This window comes from Mesorhizobium sp. BHbdii, assembly GCF_053848045.1.
In genome coordinates this window covers 259,439-284,533 of sequence record NZ_JBSPKX010000001.1, presented here as the reverse complement: position 1 = coordinate 284,533, position 25,095 = coordinate 259,439, and the positions used below count along the sequence as shown (strand labels likewise).

The 25,095-nt window shown below is 62.7% G+C and carries 27 protein-coding genes; 17 read left to right on the top strand and 10 right to left on the bottom strand.

From position 1 onward, the window contains the following. Positions 1-117: 117 nt before the first annotated feature. The 3 genes from ACWTU8_RS01325 to ACWTU8_RS01315 all read left to right on the top strand — a co-directional run bounded on the left by ACWTU8_RS01325 (position 118) and on the right by ACWTU8_RS01315 (position 3,667). Complete coding sequence (locus ACWTU8_RS01325) at positions 118-690, top strand: GNAT family N-acetyltransferase (protein ID WP_455846730.1); 573 nt, start codon at positions 118-120, stop codon at positions 688-690. Between the two features lie 152 nt (positions 691-842). Beyond that, a complete protein-coding gene (locus tag ACWTU8_RS01320) occupies positions 843-2,459 on the top strand; it encodes a GMC family oxidoreductase (protein ID WP_455846729.1) in 1,617 nt (538 codons plus the stop codon). Continuing rightward, on the top strand, positions 2,456-3,667 hold the full coding sequence (locus tag ACWTU8_RS01315) for a mandelate racemase/muconate lactonizing enzyme family protein (RefSeq protein WP_455846728.1): 1,212 nt from the start codon (positions 2,456-2,458) through the stop codon (positions 3,665-3,667). Before ACWTU8_RS01320 ends, ACWTU8_RS01315 begins: the two co-directional genes overlap by 4 nt. A gap of 188 nt (positions 3,668-3,855) precedes the next feature. Here the strand turns inward: ACWTU8_RS01315 and ACWTU8_RS01310 are convergent, their stop codons facing one another. Beyond that, complete coding sequence (locus tag ACWTU8_RS01310) at positions 3,856-4,794, bottom strand: diacylglycerol/lipid kinase family protein (RefSeq protein ID WP_455846727.1); 939 nt, start codon at positions 4,792-4,794, stop codon at positions 3,856-3,858. Between the two features lie 961 nt (positions 4,795-5,755). On the opposite strand from ACWTU8_RS01310, the gene ACWTU8_RS01305 reads away from it, so the two are divergent. Next, positions 5,756-6,265: a hypothetical protein gene (locus ACWTU8_RS01305; RefSeq protein WP_455846726.1), complete on the top strand. Its 510-nt coding sequence runs from the start codon at positions 5,756-5,758 to the stop codon at positions 6,263-6,265. 62 nt (positions 6,266-6,327) lie between these two features. On the opposite strand, the gene ACWTU8_RS01300 is transcribed toward ACWTU8_RS01305, so the two are convergent. Next, complete coding sequence (locus ACWTU8_RS01300) at positions 6,328-7,299, bottom strand: hypothetical protein (RefSeq protein ID WP_455848356.1); 972 nt, start codon at positions 7,297-7,299, stop codon at positions 6,328-6,330. A 131-nt stretch (positions 7,300-7,430) separates the two neighbouring features. Continuing rightward, the gene (locus ACWTU8_RS01295; protein ID WP_455846725.1) at positions 7,431-8,471 is read right to left on the bottom strand and encodes a CapA family protein; all 1,041 of its coding nucleotides are present in this window, start codon (positions 8,469-8,471) and stop codon (positions 7,431-7,433) included. A gap of 154 nt (positions 8,472-8,625) precedes the next feature. On the opposite strand from ACWTU8_RS01295, the gene ACWTU8_RS01290 reads away from it, so the two are divergent. The 7 genes from ACWTU8_RS01290 (at position 8,626) to ACWTU8_RS01260 (ending at position 16,782) form a co-directional block, all read left to right on the top strand. Beyond that, entirely contained in the window at positions 8,626-9,876 is a 1,251-nt protein-coding gene (locus ACWTU8_RS01290) for a hypothetical protein (protein WP_455846724.1), read from the top strand. A gap of 112 nt (positions 9,877-9,988) precedes the next feature. Beyond that, on the top strand, positions 9,989-13,138 hold the full coding sequence (gene uvrB / locus ACWTU8_RS01285; RefSeq protein ID WP_455846723.1) for an excinuclease ABC subunit UvrB: 3,150 nt from the start codon (positions 9,989-9,991) through the stop codon (positions 13,136-13,138). A 368-nt stretch (positions 13,139-13,506) separates the two neighbouring features. Next, on the top strand, positions 13,507-15,036 hold the full coding sequence (locus tag ACWTU8_RS01280) for an ABC-F family ATP-binding cassette domain-containing protein (RefSeq protein ID WP_455846722.1): 1,530 nt from the start codon (positions 13,507-13,509) through the stop codon (positions 15,034-15,036). Beyond that, complete coding sequence (locus ACWTU8_RS01275; RefSeq protein WP_455848355.1) at positions 15,033-15,536, top strand: nuclear transport factor 2 family protein; 504 nt, start codon at positions 15,033-15,035, stop codon at positions 15,534-15,536. Before ACWTU8_RS01280 ends, ACWTU8_RS01275 begins: the two co-directional genes overlap by 4 nt. A gap of 125 nt (positions 15,537-15,661) precedes the next feature. Continuing rightward, entirely contained in the window at positions 15,662-15,835 is a 174-nt protein-coding gene (locus ACWTU8_RS01270; RefSeq protein WP_082982752.1) for a hypothetical protein, read from the top strand. A gap of 111 nt (positions 15,836-15,946) precedes the next feature. Continuing rightward, positions 15,947-16,375, top strand: coding sequence for a VOC family protein (locus ACWTU8_RS01265; RefSeq protein WP_455846721.1), 429 nt, complete (start codon positions 15,947-15,949; stop codon positions 16,373-16,375). A gap of 32 nt (positions 16,376-16,407) precedes the next feature. Beyond that, on the top strand, positions 16,408-16,782 hold the full coding sequence (locus tag ACWTU8_RS01260) for a DUF1428 domain-containing protein (protein WP_455846720.1): 375 nt from the start codon (positions 16,408-16,410) through the stop codon (positions 16,780-16,782). Here the strand turns inward: ACWTU8_RS01260 and ACWTU8_RS01255 are convergent. The 3 genes from ACWTU8_RS01255 to ACWTU8_RS01245 all read right to left on the bottom strand — a co-directional run bounded on the left by ACWTU8_RS01255 (position 16,774) and on the right by ACWTU8_RS01245 (position 19,147). After that, positions 16,774-18,408, bottom strand: coding sequence for a tetratricopeptide repeat-containing sulfotransferase family protein (locus ACWTU8_RS01255; RefSeq protein WP_455846719.1), 1,635 nt, complete (start codon positions 18,406-18,408; stop codon positions 16,774-16,776). The two genes, ACWTU8_RS01260 and ACWTU8_RS01255, sit on opposite strands and share 9 nt — an antisense overlap. Before the next feature lie 161 nt (positions 18,409-18,569). After that, complete coding sequence (locus tag ACWTU8_RS01250) at positions 18,570-18,836, bottom strand: DUF1488 domain-containing protein (RefSeq protein WP_455846718.1); 267 nt, start codon at positions 18,834-18,836, stop codon at positions 18,570-18,572. A 116-nt stretch (positions 18,837-18,952) separates the two neighbouring features. Next, on the bottom strand, positions 18,953-19,147 hold the full coding sequence (locus ACWTU8_RS01245; protein WP_029350000.1) for a hypothetical protein: 195 nt from the start codon (positions 19,145-19,147) through the stop codon (positions 18,953-18,955). Positions 19,148-19,520: 373 nt separating this feature from the next. Between ACWTU8_RS01245 and ACWTU8_RS01240 the strand changes: the two genes are divergently transcribed. The 3 genes from ACWTU8_RS01240 to ACWTU8_RS01230 all read left to right on the top strand — a co-directional run bounded on the left by ACWTU8_RS01240 (position 19,521) and on the right by ACWTU8_RS01230 (position 20,314). Next, positions 19,521-19,787 carry a hypothetical protein gene (locus ACWTU8_RS01240; RefSeq protein WP_455846717.1) on the top strand — a complete coding sequence of 89 codons (267 nt, stop codon included), beginning with the start codon at positions 19,521-19,523 and terminating at the stop codon, positions 19,785-19,787. After that, complete coding sequence (locus tag ACWTU8_RS01235; RefSeq protein ID WP_065011972.1) at positions 19,784-20,032, top strand: hypothetical protein; 249 nt, start codon at positions 19,784-19,786, stop codon at positions 20,030-20,032. Before ACWTU8_RS01240 ends, ACWTU8_RS01235 begins: the two co-directional genes overlap by 4 nt. 144 nt (positions 20,033-20,176) lie before the next feature. Further along, positions 20,177-20,314 carry a hypothetical protein gene (locus ACWTU8_RS01230; RefSeq protein WP_166487881.1) on the top strand — a complete coding sequence of 46 codons (138 nt, stop codon included), beginning with the start codon at positions 20,177-20,179 and terminating at the stop codon, positions 20,312-20,314. A 229-nt stretch (positions 20,315-20,543) separates the two neighbouring features. Here the strand turns inward: ACWTU8_RS01230 and ACWTU8_RS01225 are convergent, their stop codons facing one another. After that, on the bottom strand, positions 20,544-20,945 hold the full coding sequence (locus ACWTU8_RS01225; RefSeq protein ID WP_029349995.1) for a Kazal-type serine protease inhibitor family protein: 402 nt from the start codon (positions 20,943-20,945) through the stop codon (positions 20,544-20,546). 441 nt (positions 20,946-21,386) lie between these two features. Here ACWTU8_RS01225 and ACWTU8_RS01220 point away from each other — a divergent pair, with 441 nt between their 5' ends. The 3 genes from ACWTU8_RS01220 to ACWTU8_RS01210 all read left to right on the top strand — a co-directional run bounded on the left by ACWTU8_RS01220 (position 21,387) and on the right by ACWTU8_RS01210 (position 22,697). Beyond that, positions 21,387-21,599: a cold-shock protein gene (locus ACWTU8_RS01220; protein WP_023799871.1), complete on the top strand. Its 213-nt coding sequence runs from the start codon at positions 21,387-21,389 to the stop codon at positions 21,597-21,599. 255 nt (positions 21,600-21,854) lie between these two features. Then, on the top strand, positions 21,855-22,067 hold the full coding sequence (locus tag ACWTU8_RS01215) for a cold-shock protein (RefSeq protein ID WP_006202521.1): 213 nt from the start codon (positions 21,855-21,857) through the stop codon (positions 22,065-22,067). Positions 22,068-22,280: 213 nt separating this feature from the next. Beyond that, positions 22,281-22,697, top strand: coding sequence for a BA14K family protein (locus ACWTU8_RS01210; protein WP_095519179.1), 417 nt, complete (start codon positions 22,281-22,283; stop codon positions 22,695-22,697). 115 nt (positions 22,698-22,812) lie between these two features. Here the strand turns inward: ACWTU8_RS01210 and ACWTU8_RS01205 are convergent, their stop codons facing one another. The 3 genes from ACWTU8_RS01205 to ACWTU8_RS01195 form a co-directional block, all read right to left on the bottom strand. Next, on the bottom strand, positions 22,813-23,454 hold the full coding sequence (locus tag ACWTU8_RS01205; protein WP_455846716.1) for an MBL fold metallo-hydrolase: 642 nt from the start codon (positions 23,452-23,454) through the stop codon (positions 22,813-22,815). Positions 23,455-23,582: 128 nt separating this feature from the next. Further along, entirely contained in the window at positions 23,583-23,906 is a 324-nt protein-coding gene (locus ACWTU8_RS01200; RefSeq protein WP_065012051.1) for a hypothetical protein, read from the bottom strand. Positions 23,907-24,051: 145 nt separating this feature from the next. Continuing rightward, positions 24,052-24,945, bottom strand: a complete 894-nt coding sequence (locus ACWTU8_RS01195) for a branched-chain amino acid aminotransferase (protein WP_029349987.1) — start codon at positions 24,943-24,945, stop codon at positions 24,052-24,054. Between the last annotated feature and the right edge of the window lie 150 nt (positions 24,946-25,095).

Sequence of the window (25,095 nt, the reverse complement as noted above, 5' to 3'; positions counted from 1 at the left end):
CACCATGCGCCAAATCCCTCGATATCGATCTTCTCCCGATCCCGTATCGTCGTGGCGCTGATGCGTCACCGCGCCAGCAAGTACTAGACTGAGCAGAGTGAGTTGAGGAAGGTTGACATGAAACTTACCTCTCGCCGTCTGACGCCCGATCTATGGTCCGCGCTCGAAGACCTGTTCGATGAGAGCGCCGTCTGCAGTCGATGTTGGTGTATGTACGGGCGTATCGGCAGTTCTTATCGAAAGCGACCAGGTGAGGAAAACAAGGCCGCGTTCCGGCAAGCCGTCGAGCTCGGTCCGCCTCCAGGCGTGCTTGCTCTCGACGGCAATACTGCTGTCGGATGGTGCCAGGTGACACCGCGAGATGCCGTGCCCTGGCTCGATCGGCTGTGGCAGCTCAGGCGAGTGGATGATGCGCCGGTCTGGTCCTTGTCCTGCCTCTACGTGCGAAAAAGATACCGCCGGCAGGGCGTCACGTCCCACCTGATCGCAGCGGCCCTGCAAGCTGCAAGGCGCGCAAGTGCCCCTGCGCTTGAGGCCTATCCTTTTGATGCCGATGTATCGCCGAGTGCTTCCGGCAGTGGATACGCCGCCACCTTCGCTCGCGCCGGGTTCAGGGTCGTCGCTCGCAGGGTGCCAGCCCGCCCGATCATGCGTTATGATTTCAAGCAAAATGCTGATGATGGCGTATGATGCTCCCACGAGGCGAAGGCCGCTTCGGGCAAGACACCGAATGCAAACGAAGTACCGGTCGCTTTTTTCACAGACGGTGCCGGAAGCTCCGGTGATCGCGGCGGCTTGCGGCGTCTAGGTTGTGCGAAAATTCGGAGCCGGCCGCAGCCACCATGCAAACATATGATTTCATCATCGTCGGCTCCGGCTCGGCCGGCTCGGTCCTCGCCGAACGGCTTTCCGCCTCCGGCCGCTTCTCGGTGCTGGTGCTCGAGGCCGGCGGCACCGATCGGCGCTTTTACGTGCAGATGCCGCTTGGCTACGGCAAGACCTTCTTCGATCCGGCAGTCAACTGGAACTACAAGGCGGAGCCCGATCCCGGGCTCGGCAACAATGCCGATCACTGGCCGCGCGGCAAATTGCTTGGCGGCTCGAGCTCGATCAACGCCATGGTCTGGATCCGGGGCGCGCGCGAGGATTTCGATGCCTGGCGAGATGCCGGCAATCCCGGCTGGAGCTACGACGATCTGCTGCCTGCCTTCAAGGCGCTGGAGGACAATGAGGCCGGTGCCGACCAATGGCGCGGCATCGGCGGCCCACTGCACATCACCGACTGCTCGAGTTCAGTCCATCCGCTGACCAAGCGCTACCTGGCGGCCGGTCAGCAAGCCGGCCTGCCACTCAATCCCGATTTCAACGGTGCCGTTCAGGAAGGCGTCGGCATCTACCAGATCACCACCAAAAATGGCCGCCGCATGTCGGCCGCCCGCGCCTTCCTGCGCCCGGCGATGAAGCGCAAAAACGTCCGCGTCGAGATCAACGCGCTGGCGACTAGAATCCTGTTCGAGGGCAAGCGCGCCGTTGGCATCGAGTACTTGCAGAATGGCGAGACGAAAACCGCCCGCGCCGGGCGCGAAGTCATTCTGTCGGGCGGTTCGATCAACTCGCCGCAGCTGCTGCAGCTTTCCGGTGTCGGCCCCGCGGCACTGCTAGGCCGCCTCGGCATTTCCGTCGTCCATCCCAACGACAATGTCGGGGCCAATCTGCAGGATCATGTCGGCATCAACTACACCTTCAAGGGCCGGCTGCCGACGCTGAACCAGGTCCTGCGCCCATGGTGGGGCAAGTTCATGCTCGGCATGCAATACATCCTGTTGCGCTCCGGCCCGCTGTCGCTCTCAATGAACAATGCCGGCGGCTTCTTCCGCACCGACCCGGCGCTTTCACGGCCCAACATGCAGCTTTATTTCCAGGCGTTCTCGACCGTCATCCCGAAGAGCGGCGAGCGTCCGATCCTGACGCCCGACCCGTGGCCGGGCTTTTCCATCGGCCTGTCCAACTGCCGTCCATCGAGCCGTGGCCAGATCATGATCCGCTCCAGCAATCCGCGTGACTATCCGAAGATCGTCGCCAATGCCTTCTCGACCGAAGCGGACGCCGCCGAAATGCTGGCGGCGGTGAAGTTCGTCCGGAAGATCGCCGCCATGCCGGCGATGGCCGACATCATCGAGGAAGAGGTTTTGCCGGGCCCATTAATCAAGTCCGACGCGGATCTCATTCAGGATTTCAGGAAACGCTCCGGCACTGTCTACCACCCGGTCTCGACATGTCGCATGGGACCGGACGCTGCGCGCGCCGTCGTCGACCCGCGCCTGCGGGTTCACGGCCTCGCTGGCTTGCGCGTCATCGATGCCTCGATCTTTCCCGATAACATCACCGGCAACACCAACGCCGCCTCGATCGTGACCGGATGGAAGGGTGCCGAACTGGTTCTGGAGGATCAAAAATGAAAATCACCGACGTAAAGACCTGGGTTGTCGGCAATCCGCCGCCCGGCATCGGCGGCAAGTATTTCATCTTCGTCAAGCTCACCACCGACGGCGGCGTGGTCGGCTATGGCGAGGCCTACAACGCCACCTTCTCCGCCCACGTCACCGCAAGAATGATCGAGGACATGGCCGAGCGCTACCTCATCGGCCGCGATCCGCACGACATCGAAAACTTCTTCCGCCGTGCCTATTCGTCCGGCTTCACCCAGCGCCCCGACGTGTCCGGGATGGGCTGTTTTTCGGCGCTCGAAATCGCCTGCTGGGACATTATCGGCAAGGAGGCCGGCAAGCCGGTCTACAAGCTGCTCGGCGGGCAGGTGCACGAAACGCTGCGTTCCTATACTTACCTCTACCCACACAGCGGCAGCGTCCACTCGGAGGATGCGCGCGGCAAGAACGTCTACAACGATCCCGATATGGCGGCCGAATGCGCGCTCGAATATGTCGAGCAGGGCTTCAATGCGGTCAAGCTCGACCCGGCCGGCCCCTACACCGCCTTTGATGGCCATCAGCCGCGCCTCGTCGATATCGACCTCTCCGCCCGCATGATCAAGTCGATCCGCGAGGCGGTCGGCACCAGGGCCGACATCCTGTTCGGCACGCACGGCCAGTTCACCGCGTCGGGCGCGCTGCGGATGGCCCGCGCCATCGAGCCCTATGATCCCCTGTGGTTCGAGGAGCCGGTGCCGCCCGACATGCCCGAGGTGATGGCGCAGGTGGCGCGCGGAACGTCTATCCCCATCGCCACCGGCGAGCGGCTGACGACCAAGTTCGAATTCGCCCGCGTCATCGAGAACCGCGCCGCCACCATCCTACAGCCCGACCTCGGCCGCTCCGGCGGCATTCTCGAAACCAAGAAGATCGCCGCCATGGCCGAGGCCTACCACATCCAGGTCGCACCGCACTGCTATTGCGGGCCGATCGTCGGTGCGGCCAACATCCAGCTTGCCGTGACCTTGCCCAACTTCCTCATTCTGGAATCGCTGAAGCAGTGGGACGGCTTTCACGAAAAGCTGCTGAAGAAAAAGATCGAATGGCAGGACGGCAACGTCATTCCGTCGATGGAACCAGGCCTTGGCGTCGAACTCGATGAAGCCATCTGCGAGGCGCATCCCTGGACCGGCAAGGACCTGCATCTGCAGATGATGCAGAGGCCCTTGATGCCGTGAGCTGTCTTTAAAAACGTCGTCACCAGTTTGCCGCGCAAACGGGTGAAGAGTATTTGCACGCAAGAACGCCGGGCTTTTCCTGTCAAGAGCGAGACCTGACAGGCGGATTGTGAAGCGATTCCAGCATATTGTCCGGATCGCCAGAATCACGATCGAAACGAGCTGAATCAAAGTCTCAACACCTTGATTCAATATCTGAGCGTCAGCGCGCCGGGTAGGATCTCGAAGGTCGCCGGTATGCGCCCGGGGGATTCGCCGTCTACGTCGACCAGCGCGGCGTTCTTTTGCGCATCACCGAGCGGTTCGACAACCACTTTCTTGCCACGCAAAATGGTGATTGCCGGATGGTTGCGGTGCCGTCCGCCATAGAGCAGACGGATGTCCCAGATCAGTTTCAGCTTGCCGGCCGCACGCAGGATGACGATGTCGAATTGACCGTCGTCCAGTTCGGCATCCGGCGCGATCATCATGCCGCCGCCGAAGAATTTTCCGTTGGCCACCGCCACCAGCGCCACGCGCGCCTCGATCGGGGCGCCGTCATCGACTGTGATCACAACGTCCTGGAACCGGTAGCGCATGAATTCCCACACGGTGCGCCAGTAGAACAGCGCCTTGGCCGACACCTTGCCCTTGCGCTTGTCGGCGTTGACCGCGCGGTCGGCGGCGCCTGAAAGCCCGAGGCTGGCGATGTTGATGAAATGGCGGCTGGCCAGCGCGCCATGGTCGTCGACATAGGAGATGCGGCCGGCATCGACGTTGTGGGCCTTGGCATCGGCGATGCGCTTCAACGTCAGGTCGACCTCGCCAGACAGGCCGAGCCCGCGGGCGAAATCGATGCCGGCGCCGCAAGGCAGCAGGCCGAGTTCGGCCGTCCGGCCGCTTTCCGCAAACGCCTGCAGCAGCCCGTCAGCCACTTCGCTGGCGGTGCCGTCGCCGCCCGCCGCGATCACCAGGTCGAAGCCGCTGGCGGCAAGGACGAGCGCCAGCCGTTCGGCGTCGCCGGTCGCCTGCGTTTCGCGCAGCTCGAAATCGCCGAAATGTTTCCTGAGCGAAGCACTGACCTCCGGCCAATGCCGTTTGAGTCGGCTGCCACCGGCAATCGGATTGAGAACCACCCCGACCTTCAAGAACGCCCTCCCAAAGGATCGCAGCGACACTGGTGTCCTAAAATCCTTTGCCGGCATTGAAGCCCGCGCCGCGATGTGGGGCAAGAGCCGAATGTTTGATCATGCTGCTCGCCGAAGATTGGGCGTGTCCCGACCCCCCTCGAAAAAACGCTCGGCCGCCGAGCTCAGTCCCCGATAATCCCGCTATCCACAGGCTCGCGGCTGTTTCGCCAAACGCTCACTCGGCGTACATTAAACCCATCTCAGGCGGCTACCGATTGCCAAGTCGAAAGACAAAGCGAAACGGCGGATTTCCTGAGGCCCGTACGGCCCCCGAATGAAAGCAGGCTTGCCTGTTTTGACGAGGGAAGCCGAGACCTACGGGGCCGCGGAAAGCGTGCGAACGCCTACGGCGGACCGATGCTGCCATGAAGGGCGGCAAAAACCTTCGATGGCGCGCTGGACGAAGCTCGCAAGGGTGGAGACTGGCGAGGTCCCGAACCGACGCTGCCCTCGGGCGGTGGCTGGCAGGACCGTCAACATCAAGGCCGGCATGGCGCGACGTCTTTACGGAAGTTGCTGCCGCGACCGTGTCCTGATCTGACAGGGAGGCGCTGGGAGAAATCCCGGCGCCGACTGTCTTCATGGCCATCCCCGCGATGTTGTTGGCGCGGCTTCAGCGTACGCCGGACACCTTGGCCGAGCGCGATCTGCGGTGCCGAGGGCACGATCTTCATCACCAGGCGCAATCGAGCTGCACTCCCTTCTGCCGGCACTGACGAAGGCAGGCGCCACGCTTGAGCACGTCTGCGACTACTGATGAAGTTCGGCCACAGGCGGAACTCCTGAAACCTTTCCTTGTGCTTCGCCACGCACATTCCACAATCGCGGCCAAATCCCGCCTTGATCTACGGCGATTGGTGAACGCACCAGCGCCGCACGTCCTTGTAGCACTCGCCAAGGCAATCGAAGGGACAAGACCGTGATTAAGACCACCCTTGTCGCTATGACCATCGTCGGCTGCGACTGCGATGCCAGGCTTTGCGAGTATATCGGCGAGACGCCGGCCAAGTGGTCGACCATCGCCGATTGCGAAGCGGCGATGAAAAGCCAGATGTCGCACGCGCGCAATTTCAACTACCCGCTCGTGTCCGGCATCTGCCGCACGACGCAGACCTCGTCGCGGCTTGCCGCGACAGCCTCGACGCTTGAGTTGGCGGCGGCAGCGCAGACCGCCACCGACCCACTCCCGTCCGAATTGAGCCGTCGGCCCAGCGTTGCTGTCGGGTCGCAGGCAACAGCCACGGAAACAGAGGTTGCCAGGCCGGTCGCCTTTGAAGCCGCGGTCGATGGCGGACGCTCGGTGCTGTATCGCACGAAGAACGGTTACGCCCTGGTCAAAACCGACCTTGGCCGCGCCGCATCCGCGACCCTCGGAATGGCCAAGCGGTCGGCGAACTGGCTGACGGCGAAAATGCCGAACGGTTTGTAAGCGCCCTCAGGCGATGCCGCTCAGCGCCTTGATCGCAGCCGACCATGGCTGAACGTCAGCGGCTAACCCGCCGCCTCGTCCTTTGCGCCGATCTTGCGCACCAGCGCCGCCGTTGCCAGCATCGCGCCCATGTCTGATATCATCGGCGCGACATGCTTGGCGTAGTCTAGCGGCACCGATTTATCAGGCAGATCGAAGAAGTCCTTCGTCTGCGGCAACAGTAGAAAACCGTCCCCGCCATTGAGCGCAACCCGCGCCGGATCATCAGGCCAGGTCTCGCTGAGCCATGTCAGCGCCTGCGCCAGGCGGCCACTCACCAGCGGCTGCGCCGCCTCGACATTGTCGGTGCGGAAGTCGTAGGCGGCATCGAGCTCGGGCACGCCGCATGATAATTCCTGCATCTTGCTGGCGAACATGCCGCGGAAGAACCCGACAGCCACATCAGTCCGGCGGGCGGCCACCAATATGCCGGGGAACGGCACGATGGTCTCGAAGGCGACGACGATCCCCTTGAATGCTATCGTGCCGCTCTTGCCCGTGCCTTGCCGGAGATCGGCTTCGTAAAGCTCGAACGGAAATCCCTCGTAGCGGCCGGATACGATGTCGTCGAAGCGCTTGCTGTTAAAAGTGCCGATCGTCTCGCGCGGCAGCCGGTCGAACGAATTCGGCGTTACCTCATGCTGGTACCGCATATCCTCAATGAAACCGAAGATGATCGGCAGCAGCGTTTTGCGGAACGATTGCTGCAAGGTGCTCGCCGGCTTGATCGCCTGGAAATAGAGCAGGATCGCCGCCACGAACCCGACGACATAGAGCAGCACATGCGGCGTCGAGAACCATCGCTCGTATGGATCGGCGACCGTGTTGAAAAGCCAGGCCACCAGCGCCACGAATACCAGCAGCAGGGAGATGAACAGCGGCACCCGCCAGCGGACTTGCCGGTAGGCCGCAGCCCTTCCGACCTCATAGGCCTCGAGATTCCTTTTGATGCCGGCGATGTCAGTTTCATCAGGCATGAAATCCGCTGCTTCCATCGCCATCCCACCGTCCAAAGACCGAACACCCAGCTCGGACAATAGCCGATTTTGCGGAAAGTCGCGCGACTACAGCGTTGGGATGGTGGTGAGGCCACACGATTCATCCGAGCACCAGTCAACTACGGCTATCAATTCCCGTTACCAAAAACCGCAACGAAACGGGCCGTAACCTTTTGCCTTAATGCGCCCTCCAGCGCCTCAACGGGAACCAGCCGCTCATGGTCGCCGGCGCGCAGCCGCATGAAGGGATGCAGCCGGTAGGCGGCAATGGCGCCACGCGTGCCGGCGTCAGCGCTGATATCGGCGGTCAGGATGCCCCCCATGCGGCCGGGCCACGGCTGGCGCGCAAAGGCGGTGCCTAGAAAATCGCCGAGCCCATAGGCGACGAGCGCCTTGCCGATCCGCTCCACCGGCTGCACGACATGGGCATGGTGGCCAGCGATCAACCCGACGCCTTGCGCGGCCAAATGCCGTGCCAATGCCCGCGTTGCGGCCTGTGGAAAATGCCGGAATTCCCAATCCCAATGTGGCACGGCACAGGTGAGGTCGACGGCGGCGCCGCGCGGCCATCGTGCCGGGTCGCCTTGCATCGACACACGGCCCGCGAACGCAGCCGCGCCGGCGTTGCGCCACAGCGTGAAGGCGGCAAAGCCAATTGTCAGCGGTCCGACCGCAAGGCGCTCGACCGGACCGCCGGCGGCGGTACCGATGCTGCGGATGCCGAGACGGGTCAGCGCCGCCACGGTCTCGTCGAAACCCTCGACGCCTTGGTCGAGCACATGGTTGTTGGCGAGCGACAAAACCAGCTTCTCGCGCGAGATGCCGGCGGCCGCCAGCACCTCGGCGAGAAACCGCTCGGTCATGGCATGATGGGTGCCAAGCTTCGTTCCCGTCGCCGCGCTCGGCCGCTCCACCACCGGGCTTTCGCAATTGCCGATCACCAGATCGGCGGAGCCGAGCAACATGGCGATCGCCGGGTCGCATTGCGGCGCTCTGCGATTGGCCACCGCCGAGATATCGCCGACGAAAGCGAGCCGCACCGTCCGCGCCGGCGGCGGCACCATCATCGCTGCGGCTGCCGGCGCAAAGCCTTGTTGATCGCCGCTGAGCGAGGGCTTCAAGAAGCGTGGCAGCCAAGACAATTTGTAGGAAAACGGATAGTTCGACACGCGCAGCCTGCACCGGGATGAACGGCCACGGTAGACGATGCGCACGATATAGCGAAGCGCCTCCGTTCGGAATCGTGCTGCCAGATGCCCCGCAGTAGGCGTAACACACAAGGTGCGTATATGGTTGCCGCCAACGGCATACCGGAGGACCAAGATGACGCGATTTTCGAGCTTGCTAGCATCCGCCCTTATTCTGCTGCTGCCGGTTTCTTCCGCCGGGGCCGCAGCCCCCGAACCGGCCGCCCTGTTCGAGGCAAAAACCGTAGCGGACCGCGACAGCACGCTTACTGCGCTGGAAGCCGCCGCGCCCACTGATCCCGCGTCGGCTTACGCCGCGGGCGCCAGCCAATTCTTCACCGCGCTGGAGATCCTGGCCGGCGGCCTGCACCGCCACGGTTTCGAAAGCCCGCAATCATTCATACTGCCGCTGATGCGGCTGCCGGTCCCAGACAATCCCAATCCCGAGCCGTTGACCTACGACGGCTTCCGCGCCATCCTGGTCGCCTTCCGCGATCGGCTGGAAAAGTCCGCCGCCACGCTTGGATCCGTGCCTGCCGATGCCGCCATCGGCATGGAGGTCGACCTCACCCGTCTCGGCATCGATCTCAACGAGGATGGCCAGATCGCGCCGGACGAAAGTGCCGCCGCGATCATGGCATCCCTGTCACGCGGCGGTGCGCCAGACCCGGCCGCACCCGCCCTCACCTTTCGCTTCGACCGAGCCGACGGTTATTGGCTGCAGGGCTATGCCGAATTCCTGATGGCGCAGGCGGATTTCTGGCTGGCGCATGATTTCAGGAACGCCTTCGACGGTTCGTTCCACATGCTGTTTCCGCGCGCCAAACTGCCGCTGCAGGACACGCTCGTTCCGCCGGACGGCGGCATGAGCGGCGGCATGTTGTCGTCCGAATGGCGCATCGCCGACTTCATTTCGCTGGTTCATCTGGTCAACTGGCCGGTCGTCGAGCCGGAGCGCCGGCAGGCGGCGCGCCGCCACCTCATGGAAATGATCCGGCTGTCCCGCGAGGACTGGAAGGCGATCCGCGCCGAGACAGACAACGACCGTGAATGGCTGCCGGGCCCGCAACAGAAAGGCGCCAGCCCACTTACCGGCCTCGAGGTCGGCGAGGAGCAGGTCCAGGCCTGGCACGCCGCGCTCGATATGGCCGAGGATCTGCTCGAAGGCCGCACCTTGCTGCCGCATTTTCGCATCGCCGACAAAGGCATCAACATGAAGCGCTTCTTCGACGAACCAAAACCCTTCGACCTTGTGCTGTCGATCACCGGTCCGGCCATCGCGCCCTATCTCGAGACCGGAAAGATCCTCACTGGCGAGGAGTTCGACCAGATCCAGCGCCAGTTCGGCGGCGCCGGGTTTTTGACATTTGCGCTGTGGTTCAACTGAGGGCGCGTTTCGACATCGCTCCTGACACCCTTGTGTCAGCAGCTTGGTTTCGTCTCGCGCCCCCGGTCACTCCGCTCTTTCCATTTTGGCCGATACCTCCCATATTCGAGGCATGGCCAAACTTTCCGATAAAAAAACGCCGCCGCCGGCGCGTGATGATCGCGCTTCGCCGCCCAAGCGGCGCAGCCCGCTGACCGATTTCCTCGATGCCTCGGAGCCGTTGCACAAGGGCGGCTTTGCCGAGGCGCCGCAGGCCGAATTCTCAGGCACGCAGCTGACCGGCTCGATCGCCGATTGGGCCGAGCAGATCGAGCAGGAGGCCGAGAAGGAAGGGCGCCAAGTCTCCCCCCTTGAGGGGGAGATGTCGCCGAAGGCGACAGAGGGGGTCGGCAAAGGAAGCGCTCAACATGAGGGGTCGCCGAGCGCTGCCGCACCGACCCTACCCAGCGGCTCCGCCGCCACCCTCCCCTCAAGGGGGAGGGAAGGCGCCAAGCAAAAAAAGATCCCCGAACGCTCCTCCTCCCCCGGCCGCACCGCGCGCGGCACCTCGATGGGCGGCGCCGCCTCAGCCAGGGAGAGAACCGCGGCCGGCCTCAATCCGGTTGCCGGTCTCGACATTTCTCTCGAAGACGCCGAGACCATGACCTCCAGCGGCGTCACCGCCACCGTTGCGGCGCTGTCGGCACTGATCGAATCCGGCAACCCGCTGCACAAGGACGGCGTGCTGTGGACGCCACACCGCCCGACCCGGCCCGAAAAATCCGAAGGCGGCATCACCATCAAGATGGTGTCGGATTTCGAGCCGGCGGGCGACCAGCCGACGGCGATCAAGGATCTGGTCGAGGGCGTCAATGACAACGACCGCACCCAGGTGCTGCTCGGCGTCACCGGCTCGGGAAAAACTTTCACCATGGCCAAGGTGATCGAGGAGACGCAGCGCCCTGCTTTGATCCTCGCCCCCAACAAGACGTTGGCCGCGCAGCTCTATTCCGAGTTCAAGAAATTCTTCCCGGAAAACGCCGTCGAGTACTTCGTCTCCTACTACGACTACTACCAGCCGGAAGCTTACGTCCCGCGCACGGATACCTTCATCGAGAAGGAATCCTCGATCAACGAGCAGATCGACCGCATGCGCCACTCGGCGACGCGCTCGCTGCTGGAGCGCGACGATGTCATCATCGTCGCCTCGGTGTCCTGCATCTACGGTATCGGCTCGGTCGAGACATACACGGCGATGACCTTCCAGATGCAGATCGGCGACCGGCTCGACCAGCGCGCGCTGCTCGCCGACCTCGTCGCCCAGCAATACAAGCGCCAGGACATCAACTTCGTCCGCGGCTCGTTCCGCGTGCGCGGCGACACGATCGAGATCTTTCCGGCCCACCTTGAGGACCGTGCCTGGCGCATTTCGCTGTTCGGCGACGAGATCGAGGCGATCACCGAATTCGACCCGCTGACCGGCCAGAAGACCGGCGAGTTGAAGAGCGTCAAGATCTACGCCAATTCGCACTATGTCACGCCACGCCCGACGTTGAACCAGGCCATCAAGTCGATCAAGGAAGAGCTCAAGCACCGGCTGGTCGAACTCGAACGGGCCGGCCGCCTGCTTGAGGCGCAGCGGCTGGAGCAGCGCACCCGCTTCGACCTCGAGATGCTGGAAGCCACCGGCTCCTGTGCCGGCATCGAGAACTATTCGCGCTATCTCACCGGCCGCCAGCCCGGCGATCCGCCGCCGACCCTGTTCGAATACATCCCCGACAATGCGCTGGTTTTCATTGACGAAAGCCACGTCACCGTGCCGCAGATCGGCGGCATGTATCGCGGCGACTTCCGCCGCAAGGCGACGCTGGCCGAATACGGTTTCCGTCTGCCGTCCTGCATGGACAACAGGCCGCTGCGCTTCGAGGAATGGGACGCCATGCGCCCGCTTTCCGTCGCCGTTTCGGCGACGCCCGGCGGCTGGGAGATGGAGCAGTCCGGCGGCGTCTTTGCCGAACAGGTCATCCGCCCGACCGGCCTGATCGACCCGCCGGTCGAGGTGCGCCCGGCCAAGACCCAGGTCGACGATGTCGTCGGCGAGATCCGCGAGACCACCAAGGCCGGCTACCGCACGCTGGTCACCGTGCTGACCAAGCGCATGGCCGAGGACCTGACCGAATATTTGCACGAGCAGGGCATTCGCGTCCGCTACATGCACTCCGACATCGACACGCTGGAGCGCATCGAGATCCTGCGCGACCTGCGCCTCGGCGCCTTCGACGTGCTGGTCGGCATCAACCTTTTGCGCGAAGGCCTCGACATCCCCGAATGCGGCTTCGTTGCCATTCTCGATGCAGACAAGGAGGGCTTCCTGCGCTCCGAAACGTCGCTGATCCAGACCATCGGCCGCGCCGCGCGCAATGTCGACGGCAAGGTCATCCTCTACGCCGACCAGGTCACCGGCTCGATGGAACGGGCGATGGCCGAGACCAACCGCCGTCGCGAAAAGCAGATGGAATGGAACGCGGCCAACGGGATCACCCCGGAATCGGTCAAGTCGCGCATCTCCGACATCCTGGACTCGGTCTACGAAAAGGACCACGTCCGCGCCGACATCTCGCAGTTCACCGATAGCCCCGGCGCGATGATGGGCAACAATCTGAAAGCCCATCTCGACGCGATGGACAAGCAGATGCGTGACGCCGCCGCCAACCTCGACTTCGAGAAGGCGGCCCGCATCCGCGACGAGATCAAGCGGCTGCGCGAGATGGAGCTGTCCATCTCCGACGATCCGCTGTCCAAATATGCCGACATGGAAAGCCCCGTCTCGGGCCGCGAAAAGGGCAAGCACAACAAGGGCCGCGCCATCCACCGCACGGTCGACAATGACGGCAAGAGTCTCTTCCGCAAGCCGCATCTCGACGAGATGGGCGCCGACGGTGCGGTGCCGGTCAAGAAGCCGCTATTCGCAAAGCCTTCGCTCGACGCCATGGGCCCGGGCACCGACATGCCGACCCCCGCTGGCGCGGTATCGCGCTCGCTGTTCAAGAAACAGTCGGCCGAGGAGGCGCACGGCTCCGACTTCGGTATCCCCGGCGAGCCGATCAAGCCGCTGTTCAAGAAGAACTCGCTGGACGAGATGACGGTGCGGCGGACTGAAAAGCCCGTTGAGGGCGACAAGCCAGTCAAGCGCGAACGTGCCGGCATCGGCTCCTACGAAAACCCCGCCGATGCCCGCCGTGAGAAGCGCCGACCCGGCAAGACCGGGCGGCCGGGACGGTAGGTAGCTTCCCTTCTCCCCTTGTGAGGGCTTTGCACAGAATCTGATTGGTGATTCTGTGCAAAGGCCTCACAAGGGGAGAAGGGGGAGCAGGACCCCTTGCCATCGACCCTGCCCTTGGTGTAGCCAGTTTCCACTCAAGAACGTCTTGAAAGGAGGGCTGCGTGACTTTCGACCACCACCGTCAGCGCGGCCCTGTCTGTGCCCTGCGAGCTTGCTTGCAGGGCTGACCAGAGACGGTCCGGGTTCTCCCGCTTCGATTTTCTTGGTCTGCCCTTCGTGGTGCTGCAACGCCGAGCCTGATGGCCAGCCTGCGCACCGTCAAGTGCATCGAACCGGAACCTCCCTCCGGGCAGACCAGAGGAACCCACATGGCCCTGATCAGCCTCAAATCCCTCGGCGTCACCATGAGTGCGCCGCTCTTTTCCAACCTTGATCTCACCATCGGCACTGGCGACCGCCTCGGCATCGTTGCCGCCAACGGGCGCGGCAAGTCCACTTTGCTGAAGTGCCTGACCGGCGAAATGGAGCCGACATCAGGCGACATCACCCGCACGCGCGGCCTGCGCGTCGGCTATGTCGAGCAAGCCGTTCCCGCAGCATTGGCCGAGCACGGCTTTCAGCGGGTGGTGGCCGACGCCTTGCCGGCCGAGCAGGCTGAAAGCGAGCAATGGCGCGTCGACGTGGTTCTCGATTCACTCGACGTACCGCAGCCGATGCGCGAGCGGCCGATGCGGGCCTTGAGCGGCGGCTGGCAAAGGCTGGCGCTGATCGCCCGCGTCTGGGTCACCGATCCGGACGTCCTGCTTCTAGACGAGCCGACCAACCATCTCGACCTCGCCAAGATCAGCCAGCTCGAGACCTGGCTGAACGCGCTGCCGCGCGAAGTGCCGGTGGTGATCGCCAGCCACGACCGGGCCTTCCTCGACGCAACGACCAACCGGACGCTGTTCCTGCGCCCAGAACAATCGCCAGTGTTCTCGCTGCCCTATTCCAGGGCACGCGATGTGTTGAAAGAAGTCGACGCCTCGACCGAGCGCAAATTCCAGCGTGACATGAAGGTGGCGCAGCAATTGCGCCGGCAGGCGGCCAAGCTTAACAACATCGGCATCAATTCGGGCAGCGACCTGCTGACGGTCAAGACCAAGCAGCTCAACCAGCGCGCCCAACGCCTCGAGGAGGTCGCAGCACCGGCGCACCGCGAAAAATCGGCGGGCGCGATAAAGCTCGCCAATCGCGGCACCCATGCCAAGGTGCTGATCACGCTCGACGACCTGGCGGTCGAAACGCCTGACGGAACGCTGCTGTTCAGGACCGGCAAGCGCCATATCTGCCAAGGCGACCGCATCGTCCTGCTCGGCCGCAATGGTGTCGGCAAGTCGCGGCTGATCAGCCTGATCAGAAATGCCATCATCGAGCCCGATATCGCGGCGCAAGGCGTGAAGGTGACGCCGTCGACGGTGCTCGGCTACAGCGACCAGGCGCTGTCGGGCATCAGCGCCGAACACACGCCGCTGGCGATGCTCTCGCGCAGCTTCGATGTCGGCGAGCAGCGCGCCCGCTCGCTGCTGGCTGGTGCGGGCGTGAGCATCGACATGCAGGAGCGCAGGATCGGCGTGCTGTCGGGCGGACAGAAGGCGCGGCTGATGATGCTGGCGCTGAGGCTCGCCAATCCCAACTTCTACCTGCTCGACGAGCCGACCAACCATCTCGACATCGACGGCCAGGAGGCACTGGAAGCGGAACTGCTCGCCCATCAGGCAAGCTGCGTGCTTGCCTCGCACGACCGCTCCTTCATCAGGGCGATCGGCAACCGCTTCTGGCTGATCGAGAAGCGGCAGCTGACCGAGATCGACAGCCCGGAGGATTTCTTTCGATCGGTGGCTGAGGGGAATGGCTGAGGAAAGCCACGCATCTGCCGGGCCGGCATTCAAGGTGCTGCCGGCCCACGCTTCCCCGCGAGCCAAAAAAGGCGCATCCCGAGGTCTCGCAAACCGAGGGAGGAAAACGGTCATGTGGCGCGGACGTCGTCAAGAACCTGTATGATACCTATGCAAAACGTGACATCGAGGGCGCGCTGGTCGACTGCGCCGATGATATTGTCTTCCGCTGGGTCGCCGAACCGGCGCAGTCGCGCTATGCCGGGATGGCCAAAGGTAAGCAGGAGTTCCTTGCCCGGCTTTTGGCGCTGGACGACGATTTCGAATACCGGCGCTTCATCCCGGTCGAGATCATCGACGGCGGCGACGAGGTTGCGGCGCAGGTCGAGATCCACATGACACGCCGAACCACCGGCGAGGAGTTTGTCATGCGCACCGCCGATTTCTGGACGCTACGCGACGGCAAAATCATCGAGTTGGTGGTGTATTACGACACCGCTCTGGTCGCATCCGTCATCTGAGACGTATCCCGACTGAATAAGGCCCTGCGACAGAAAATTCTCCCCGATCTGTCGGATCATGGCCGCGCGCCACGTCCTCGGGATGCCGACACGGTGATGCCGGCACCAATCGAGGAGAAAGCATCATGTCTATACTGTCATCCGTAGGTCGCATCGCGACCCGTTACTCGGCGGCTCGCGCCCGCTACCGCAGCGAGCGCGCCCTCCTTTCATTGCCGATCGAACTGCGCAAGGACATCGGCTGGCCGGAAATCGTCGTCGACGCACAGAACAGCCCGCGTATTGGCCTGGCTCCTTGACAAGGACCGGCCGTCGCGCGGTCGGCATTTAAAAAACGCATCGGCCATGTAGGATCGCCACTGCCCCATTCGTCCTGTGGTTCGCAATGCCCAACCAGAGAGGAGCAAGAGATGAACGATCAGCCCCAAACCCAATCTGCCGCGAAAGTCCTCGGCGGATTGACGCCCTACCTTCAGCTGGACGGCGCCTTCAAGGCTTCGGAATTCTATCAGAAGGCCTTCGGCGCCGAGCAGGTCTTCTTCTATCCGCCGGACGAGGAGGGCCGGACGATGCACATCCATCTCCATATCAACGGTTCGACCTTGATGATTTCCGACTTCTATCCCGAGCACGGAATGGCCGCGGTGAAGCCGCAGGGCTTCACCATGCAGCTTCATCTCGGCAGCGACGACATCGACGCCTGGTGGCAGCGCGCCATCGATGCCGGTTGCCAGGAAGTGATGCCCCTGCAAGTGATGTTCTGGGGCGATCGCTGGGGTAACATGCGCGATCCGTTCGGTGTCGAGTGGGCAATGAACGCGCCCGTAAAGGCCGCCTAGCTGAACAGCGCCACCAGCCAAGGAGAACCACAATGTCCTATGTCGATGGTTTCGTACTTGCCGTGCCCAAGGCAAATCTCGATGCCTACAAAAAGCTGGCGGAAACAGCCGGCGCCGTCTGGAAGGAGCATGGTGCGCTCGCCTTTGTCGAATGCATCGGCGACGATGTACCCTATGGCGAGGTCACCTCGTTCCCGCGCGCCGTTCAGGCCAAGGACGACGAGGTCGTCGTCTTCTCCTGGGTCGTCTATGAATCGCGGCAGAGGCGCGATGCGGTGATGGCCAAAGTGATGGCCGATCCGCGCCTGAACGGCGACTTGTCGACGATGCCATTCGACGGCAAGCGCATGATCTTCGGCGGCTTTCAGCCGTTCATCGAGTTGTATGCCGGCAACGCATTACGCTAGGCGGTCGAGCAGCGGCTTGAGCCGGTCGCCATAGCGTTTCCACAGATCGACCGAGCCCTGGTACATCGGCTGGCGCACCTGCGCCGCCGACGCCGTGCGCACCGGCCGGTCGGTCTCGTGGAACGACAGCACCGCATCGTCCCATGGCAGGCCGAGATGGGCGATCAGCGCCCGCGTCTGCCCTTCCTGGTCGGCGACGAAATCTTCGTAGCGGACATCATGCACGACATCAGGCAGAACGGTGCGCCAATGCGCCATCATATCGGTGTAGAGATTGTGGAAATCGGCGAGCTCGCCGAGGTCGTAGCCGTAGCGGTGGCTGTCGCCGCGGAAATGCACCTTGTAGATCGACAGGCATGTCGCCGCCGCATCGCGCACGCAATGAATGATCTTGGCCTTGGGCAGCATCAGATGGATGAAGCCTACCAAAAGGAAATTGCCGAGCATCTTGTCGGTGATGTGCCGGAAACCCGGATAGCGGGCGTGCAGCAGGTCTAGATAGGCCTGGCCTGCCTCGGCATAGGCCTTGTCGGGCATGTCGGCGATGCCCCAGGGAAAGCCGCCCTTCATAGCAGGCGGAAACTGCTTGCCGAGCGCCGTCTTCAATATGCCGAGCTCACCGGCGCCATAGACCTGCGGATGGCTGGCGATGATCTGCTCGATCAGCGTGCTGCCGGAGCGCGGCATGCCGACGACGAAGATCGGCGTATCGTCGGCGATCCCACTCGGTCTGTGCTTGTCGAAGAAGGGCTTGTCGAACACCGCCTTCATCGCCTCGAATTCGGCGCGTGTCTTGGCCGCATCGTAGTCGATGCCCGTGCGGCGGATCGCATTGCCTTCGGCGAAATAATCGAAGGCACGGCCATAATCCTTCAAATCGTCATTGGCCTTGCCGAGGCCGAAGGAAAGCTGCATGCGCGCCAGGCTGCCTTCCGGCGCCTTGGCGTGCTGCGCCTCCATCCCGGCAAGCTCGGCGTCGCGCTCCTGCTGGCGCTTGACTTGGGTGAGCATCAGCCAGGCCCTGGCCATGCCGGGATCGACCGCCAGCGCCTGCCGGAAATGCTCCGCCGCCTCTCCGAGGCTGCCCTTCTCCATCAGCCCGACGCCCAGACCGTGCAGCAAATCGGCGTCCTTCGGCCGAATTGCCAGTGATTCGCGGAAGACGGCAAGCGCCTCGTCGAGCCGCCCAGCCTCCTGCAGCGTTTCGGCAAGCCCAATTCGGGCGCGCACATGGAACGGGTTGCGACCGATGGTGCCGCGATAAATCTCCTCCGCGCCCTCGAACTGTCCGAGCTGCTTAAGCGAGGAGCCGAGATTGTCGCGCGCCGCGAGTTGGTCCGGCCGCAGCGCCACCGCGCCACGGAAGAAATCGACGGCTGCACCGACACGGCCGAGGTCGCGCATCACCGTGCCGAGATTGTTGAGGAAATCTGGATTCTTGGGCTGCAGGCGCACCGACCGTTCGAGGAGATCGAGTCCTTCGGCGCTGCGCCCGGTCTGGTGCAGCAGCAAACCGAGGAAATGTGCTGCCGCCGCGTGATTGGCCTTTTGCGCCAGCACCTGCCGATAGAGCATCTCGGCTTCTTGCCGGCGGCCGGCCTGATGCAATTGCAGCGCCTGCTGCACGCGCTGGTCGAGCCCTAGCGGCGGCTGTCCGCCTGAGCCGAAATTGGCGCCCGCGCCTGCCGGTCTTCTCGGATCTCTGTTGATGGGAAACCTGCCGTGTTTTGTCCGCCTGCCGCGATCTAGGCCATCGGCGCGGCAGGTTCAAGGGTTCGCAGGCCAGCTTACCGGAAATCGGCCTGGGTCAGCACATACATGTTCTTGCGACCGTGCGAATAGGCTTCGCGCGCAACATCCTGGATCGACGAACGCTCCGCATCGAAGGCGCTGAGATACTCGCCTTCCGCTCCACTGGTGGCCGGACTTGCCGCCGAAAGCGCTGCAATCTCCACAAAGAACGGCACTTCGAACATGCCGTCATGGCCGACGAAACGAATGCGCTTGGCCGCCGCGTCATAGGAGCGGCTGCGGTTGGGAAAATTCAGCGTCATGATCAAGCTCCTCAGCGCATGACCCGAACCGGAGGTTCGAAAAGGATCATGCAAATCAAAGTAGTACAGCGCCCTTTGCGCGTCCAAAAGGACGCGCAAACGCGCTGTAGGCACTGTCAGATCAGGCGGTTGGTCTCCGCAACCTGTCTGGCCCGCCGCACCGTGCCGTCGGTGTCGGCGATCTTTCGCCTTGCTGCCTCGTCACTTCGTATCGTCAGACGCGCCGACATCACTTTCGCAGGCCCGACGGTCGGCTTGACGATGGGATTGACTGTTACGGTTACGCCACTCGGGGTTTTCACAGAGATCATGAAATTTTCCTTTCAAACGAAATAAAGCATAGATGCCGGTACAAATGTTCCGGAGACGTCTCAGACATTTTCAGAAAGCTCTTGAATCATATCAGCATTCTACAAATAATTATAGAGAGCGAATTTTGTCAATGGATCACGATCCGGCAGGAATCTTCTTGAATAAACCGCAATTTCGGATTAAAGAATTGAGATCGTTTTTTGGGCCAAGCTTGGCAACTCGCGGCGTCAGAGGTTCTCGACCCGCCAAACTCATTCCAGATCGCCGATACCCAAATTGCCGATACAGGGACACACGACATTTAGTCCCGGTGCCGCAAAGCGGGCACCACCTATCGGATCCAAGCCGGAAACGAGACTTCGAGGCACGAGAATGGCTGGCCGAACTACCCATTCCATAGCGCATTTCGAGGCACCCTTCATGCTCGGCGGCCTGGAAGGAAAATTGCCGGCCGGCGACTACGACATCGACCACGATGAGGAACTTATCGATGGCATGTCGTGGCTTGCCTGGCGCCGTGTCGCCACCTTCATCCATCTGCCGGCAAGGACGGTGAAAAGCCAGACCAGCCAATCGGTCGCCATCGACCTCGCCGAACTCGAAACCGCGCTGAGGCGCGACCAGGAGAATGCTGCATGATCCGCTTCCAGCAGAACGCGCGCCCGCGCACCGACACGCCCGCGCATCTTTTCGCTATTGGCCAGACCGTTCGCATGAAGAGCCGCATCGGCCTTGTCCAGAAGACCGCAGAGCTGTTCCAAATCAAGAGCAAGCTGCCGGTCAAGGACGGCTCGCCGCAATACCGCATCCGCAGCGACGAGGAGACCTACGAGCGGGTCACCACGGAAGACAATCTCGAAGTGGCCGACAATCCGAGCGCCTAATGCATGTCGCCCAAAAGTGCGAAGCGGTTTTGGGACAACGACATGCATAGAACAATGCTTAAAGCGCGTCGGCTGAATCGTTTCAACGCGACGCGCTTTAGGCCCACATCAGGCGCCACCACCACCAATCACGAGGACCAACAGATGGCCAAGGGTCAACAGCGCAGCAACCGCGAGACACGCAAGCCCAAGAAGGACAAGGCGGCGCCAAAGCCGGCCTCGCCTTTCGGCTCGGCCGTCAAGCAGGCGGAAGCCGGTTTGAAGCCGAAGTCCAAGGGCTAGCGGCGGACGGACGAGCAGCCCGGCATTCATCCAGCCACCGCGCGATCGGATCAAAGATCACACGACGTCGAAGCCATATGGTCAGGATTGGCTAGGGCCGAGTTCATCGCCATTGCCATAAGGCGAGGCTGCCGGCGTAGAGGCAGGAGGCGCCAGCTACCCTCACCTGCCTGTGTCCGGTTGATAGATGGCTTCCTCCCCGTCCGGAGACGAGGAGGAAACCAGCCTCTCAGCAGGGACCGTCGTCGACGATGCGATAGTCGGCGGCGCGAGCCTCGCAGGCGTTGGGGAAGGTGCGCAATTCGCCACGGCGGCGTGCGCAGACCGGGGCATATTCGCGCGTGCAGAATGTCTGCTCTTCGCCACCGCCGCCGCCGTCGCGGCACTGGCCGTCGCGGATGATGCGATACCCGGCCCGCTCGGCAAGGCAGGCATTGGCGAAGGTCTGGCGGTCGCCACCGCGCCGGGCGCAGACCGGATCATACTGCTTGGTGCAGAATTGCGGCCCCGGCCTCGGCGGGCGGTACCCCGGTCCTTCCTCCACCACCACCGCTGTGCAGGCTGCAAGAACTGCCGACAGCAACACGATGGCAAAACCCTGCCGCGAGAAGATTGCCGCAAGAAATTTCATAACTATATCTCCCTCGAGCCCCCGCTCCGGTGCAAACGCGCGCGCTCCACTCCAGCCGATCCTCGCCACTCCACCGCCAAATGCAACCCCTGTTTGCAAGCTCCCAGCCCGCTGGACCATGCGTGGCCAGGCGCCCGGCTGATGACCGGGCGAGCACCCCGTCCTATCGATGCCATGCGTCCATTGGGCGGCCCGCGGACGCTACCTTGCAACGATCACCTTTCCGTGCGATAAATTTCGTGTTCGGGCATTTGCGACCCGGAGAGCGGAACGTTTTGGACGACCTTTCCCCGATACTGTGAATCTCTGACGGCCCCGTTTTTCGGCGGGGGGTTTTGACCATGCGCCAATGCATGACTGCCGAAGCAACCACCGGACTTGCCCACGGCGTCAGGCGGCGGGCAAACCACAAAGACTGACACGGGTGAAGGAGTTTCCCCAATGGCCCAGACCGGCACCGTTAAATTCTTCAACGCGACCAAAGGCTTCGGCTTCATCACGCCAGATGACGGCGCCAAGGACGTGTTCGTCCATATCTCCGCGATCGAGGCCTCGGGCCTGCGCACGCTGGTCGATGGCCAGAAGGTCACGTTCGACGTCGAGCCCGACCGCATGGGCAAGGGACCGAAGGCGGTCAATCTCCGCGCGGACTGAACCGTCGGCGCGCGCACGTCCGCTCGGACGTGCCAGGAATGTGCCCCGAGGCCCTCCAAAGGCCTTGAACCGGCTTTCAGGGCCGGACCCGAGTTTCGAAGGCGCGGCGGTTTTCGTCGCGCCTTTTTCGTGGCAGGGCGGCATGCCAATGCTCGCAAAACTTTCTCTTGCCGATAGCGCTAAAATAAAGGACAAATTTCCACTCGGGCATTTGCCGGCCCGAGACTGGACTTTATGGGATCAAAGGAGCTTCCCATGCCGCAGACCGGCACCGTCAAATTCTTCAATCATGCCAAAGGCTTCGGCTTCATCACGCCGGATGATGGCGCGAAGGATGTCTTCGTCCACATTTCGGCCGTGCAGGCGTCGGGTCTTCCCGGTCTTGAGGATGGGCAGAAGGTAACATTCGACACCGAGCCGGACAAGCGCGGCAAGGGTCCGAAAGCCGTCAACCTGTCGATCGGCTGAGCCGAGTTCGAGACAGCGTCGGACGGTCCCGTCGCGCAGGTCCGCTCCTTGTTGAGCGTGCGATATTTGTGCCTTGCGCCATGCTTGATCGAATATCGACTGGTCCCATCCCGTCAATTTCGTTCAGCCCCCGTTCAGCCACGGTCGCCTATTAGCTTCGGTAAAGCCGGACCGCATCCCCCAAATTACCGGGCCGGCACGAAGGAGACCGACATGAACCGAATTTTCAAGACCACCATCCTGTCCGCCGCGATTGTTGCGACCACGCTCGCGACTTTGCCAGCGGCCAGCGCTGGTGACTGGCGTCACCGGCACCACCATCGTGGCAATGGCGATGCGATCGCGGCAGGCGTCCTTGGCCTCGCGGCCGGCGCCCTGATCGTTGGTGCGCTCAACAACCCGCAGCCCAGCTATTACGACCCCGGCTATGACGATTATGGTCGTTATCCACGGCCCGCCCCGGTGCGCCGCTACTACGCGGAACCGCGAGTCGTCTACAATGACGGCTATGCCGAGCCATGGACCCGTGGCTGGTATGAATATTGTTCGGATCGCTATCGCTCTTTCAACGCCCGCACCGGCACGTTCACCGGCTATGACGGCGAACAGCATTTCTGCACCGCGAACTGAGGCTTCCCTGCCCCCAAACAAGCGCTGTCCGCCAGGCCAGCGCTTCTTGGTCGTAGGCATGCATAAAGGCAGGAGACCGATGCGCGTCGCGTAGGCTCCTCAGCCGCAACGCGTTTTAAATCAGGAATGGATTGCTCCGGCGCTCCTCGCCGAAGCGGCCGCCGGGACCGTGGCCGCAGATGAAGCCGATGTCGTCGCCGAGCGGCAAAAGCTTGTCCTTGATCGAGGCGATCAGCGCGGCGTGGTCGCCGCCCGGCAGGTCGGTCCGACCGACCGAGCCGCGAAACAACACGTCGCCGACATGAGCGAACTTAGCAGCACGATTGTAGTAGACGACATGGCCGGGCGCGTGGCCGGGGCAATGAAAGACTTCGAACGCGTGCTGGCCGAACGAGACGGTATCGCCGTCGCTGAGAAAGCGGTCGGGCACGCAATTGCGCACCGGATCGGTGATGCCGTAGTGTTTCGCCTGTTTCTCGAGATTGGCAAGCAACGGACGGTCGGCCTCATGCGGGCCGATGATCTCGACGCCGAGCGCCTCCTTCAGCTCCATGGCGCCGCCAGCATGGTCGATATGACCATGCGTGATCCAGATCGCGCCGGCGTTGATCGCATTGTCCTTGAGCACCGCCAGCACCTTCTCGATGTCGCCGCCCGGATCGACGACGACGCCTTGTCTGTCGTCCATGTCGAAGAGGATGGTGCAGTTTTGCTGGAAGGCCGTGACCGGCACGACGCCGGCGTTGAGCTGACCCATGATCGTCCTTTCGCTGTGTCGCCCCTGATGTAGATCCACACGCGAACGTCGTCCACCGCATCCGGCTGTCGCCACAACGCAAAAAAGAAATGGGCGGCCGAAGCCGCCCATGCAAAAGCCCGAAACCGCTAGGCTGACTTCTTCGTCGCATTCATGACCGCGCCGATGATGGCCGTCAGAATGGCGCCACCACCGGCACCGCCGAGGATGTTCTGCACATTCAGCGCGCTGCCCAATCCGCTCGTTGCCGCTGCAGCCGCAGCCGGATCGATCGTGCCACCGCCGAGCAGGCTGCCGAGGATGGCCGCACCGCCGACGCCGCCAAGGGCGCCGCCCAGGATTTTGGTAAGCTGCCCCACTGCCGCTGTCTTGAGCGCCGCGCCCACCGCCTGGCCGCCGATGATACCCATAATCACCTGAACAATGATCGGAAGAAGCGTGTTCATGTCCATATTACCAGTCCCTCCATAGCTGCCAGCCTCCCGGGCCGACAACATCATGAGACGCCGAATTGGACGAAAGTCAAATGCAGAAGTGCTTAAATAAAAGGGGCGGCCCGAAAACCGCCCCTACTTATAAAAAAAGCTGTGACTTTCGTTATTCTGCTGCGATTGCGTGCTTGGGTTGAACGGCTGCAGAATAGTCGTTCATCAGAGTCTTGGCAATTTCACCCACCTCGAATCGGTATGGACCGATCTCTGAAACGGGCGTCACCTCGGCCGCTGTTCCGGTGAGGAAGCACTGCTGGAAGCCTTCGAGCTCTTCCGGCATAATGGTGCGCTCGATCACCTCGAAGCCGCGATCCTTGGCAAGGCCAATCACCGTACGGCGGGTGATCCCGTCGAGGAAGCAATCGGGGGTGGGCGTGTGGATCTTGCCGTCCTTGACGAAGAAGATATTGGCGCCGGTCGCTTCCGCAACCTGGCCGCGCCAGTCGAGCATCATGGCGTCGGCATAGCCCTTGGCTTCGGCGGCATGCTTGGACATGGTGCAGATCATGTAGAGGCCGGCAGCCTTCGATTTCGACGGCGCGGTGCGCGGATCGGGGCGGCGCCATTCGGCCAGATCGAGACGGATACCCTTCAGCTTCTGTGCCGGATCGAAATAGCTCGGCCACTGCCAGATGGCGATGGCGCAGTTGATCCGGCTGTTTTGCGCCGAAACGCCCATTTGTTCGCTGCCGCGCCAGGCGATCGGCCGGACATAGGCATCCTGGAAACCCTGCTTCTTCAACAGCGTGCGGCAGGCGTCGTCGATCTCGGCAACCGAATAGGGAATCTTGAAGCCGAGCAGGCGTGCCGATTCGTGCAGGCGCTCGCTGTGGTCGGTCAGCTTGAAAATCTCGCCGCCATAGGCGCGCTCGCCCTCGAACACCGCGCTGGCGTAGTGCAGGCCATGGGTCAGCACGTGGATCTTGGCGTCGGCCCATTTGACGAACTCGCCGTTCATCCAGATGAAGCCGTCCATTTGGTCAAAGGGAACGGATGCCATGGTAACCTCCCGCGGGCGGCCGCCCGCACATTATCGTTGCGCGTTTCTTGTCAGCCGCACCGGGCGGCCGGTATCTCGAAGCGTAGGCGGATATATAAGCTCTGGCAAACACAGGAAGTTCCGGAAAAACGGCCTTCCCTTGCCTTTTCG

Bases quoted from the DNA above. Each gene is read 5' to 3' on its own strand.
- ACWTU8_RS01240 (WP_455846717.1), top strand. From the start codon at position 19,521: ATGGCTGGCCGAACTACCCATTCCATAGCGCATTTCGAGGCACCCTTC.
- ACWTU8_RS01210 (WP_095519179.1), top strand. From the start codon at position 22,281: ATGAACCGAATTTTCAAGACCACCATCCTGTCCGCCGCGATTGTTGCG.
- ACWTU8_RS01195 (WP_029349987.1), bottom strand. From the start codon at position 24,945: ATGGCATCCGTTCCCTTTGACCAAATGGACGGCTTCATCTGGATGAAC.
- ACWTU8_RS01265 (WP_455846721.1), top strand. From the start codon at position 15,947: ATGAACGATCAGCCCCAAACCCAATCTGCCGCGAAAGTCCTCGGCGGA.
- ACWTU8_RS01245 (WP_029350000.1), bottom strand. From the start codon at position 19,147: ATGATCTCTGTGAAAACCCCGAGTGGCGTAACCGTAACAGTCAATCCC.
- ACWTU8_RS01325 (WP_455846730.1), top strand. From the start codon at position 118: ATGAAACTTACCTCTCGCCGTCTGACGCCCGATCTATGGTCCGCGCTC.
- ACWTU8_RS01205 (WP_455846716.1), bottom strand. From the start codon at position 23,454: ATGGGTCAGCTCAACGCCGGCGTCGTGCCGGTCACGGCCTTCCAGCAA.
- ACWTU8_RS01315 (WP_455846728.1), top strand. From the start codon at position 2,456: ATGAAAATCACCGACGTAAAGACCTGGGTTGTCGGCAATCCGCCGCCC.
- ACWTU8_RS01230 (WP_166487881.1), top strand. From the start codon at position 20,177: ATGGCCAAGGGTCAACAGCGCAGCAACCGCGAGACACGCAAGCCCAAG.
- ACWTU8_RS01215 (WP_006202521.1), top strand. From the start codon at position 21,855: ATGCCGCAGACCGGCACCGTCAAATTCTTCAATCATGCCAAAGGCTTC.
- ACWTU8_RS01290 (WP_455846724.1), top strand. From the start codon at position 8,626: ATGACGCGATTTTCGAGCTTGCTAGCATCCGCCCTTATTCTGCTGCTG.
- ACWTU8_RS01280 (WP_455846722.1), top strand. From the start codon at position 13,507: ATGGCCCTGATCAGCCTCAAATCCCTCGGCGTCACCATGAGTGCGCCG.
- ACWTU8_RS01235 (WP_065011972.1), top strand. From the start codon at position 19,784: ATGATCCGCTTCCAGCAGAACGCGCGCCCGCGCACCGACACGCCCGCG.
- ACWTU8_RS01200 (WP_065012051.1), bottom strand. From the start codon at position 23,906: ATGGACATGAACACGCTTCTTCCGATCATTGTTCAGGTGATTATGGGT.
- ACWTU8_RS01260 (WP_455846720.1), top strand. From the start codon at position 16,408: ATGTCCTATGTCGATGGTTTCGTACTTGCCGTGCCCAAGGCAAATCTC.
- ACWTU8_RS01250 (WP_455846718.1), bottom strand. From the start codon at position 18,836: ATGACGCTGAATTTTCCCAACCGCAGCCGCTCCTATGACGCGGCGGCC.
- ACWTU8_RS01300 (WP_455848356.1), bottom strand. From the start codon at position 7,299: ATGGAAGCAGCGGATTTCATGCCTGATGAAACTGACATCGCCGGCATC.
- uvrB (WP_455846723.1), top strand. From the start codon at position 9,989: ATGGCCAAACTTTCCGATAAAAAAACGCCGCCGCCGGCGCGTGATGAT.
- ACWTU8_RS01225 (WP_029349995.1), bottom strand. From the start codon at position 20,945: ATGAAATTTCTTGCGGCAATCTTCTCGCGGCAGGGTTTTGCCATCGTG.
- ACWTU8_RS01220 (WP_023799871.1), top strand. From the start codon at position 21,387: ATGGCCCAGACCGGCACCGTTAAATTCTTCAACGCGACCAAAGGCTTC.
- ACWTU8_RS01270 (WP_082982752.1), top strand. From the start codon at position 15,662: ATGTCTATACTGTCATCCGTAGGTCGCATCGCGACCCGTTACTCGGCG.
- ACWTU8_RS01320 (WP_455846729.1), top strand. From the start codon at position 843: ATGCAAACATATGATTTCATCATCGTCGGCTCCGGCTCGGCCGGCTCG.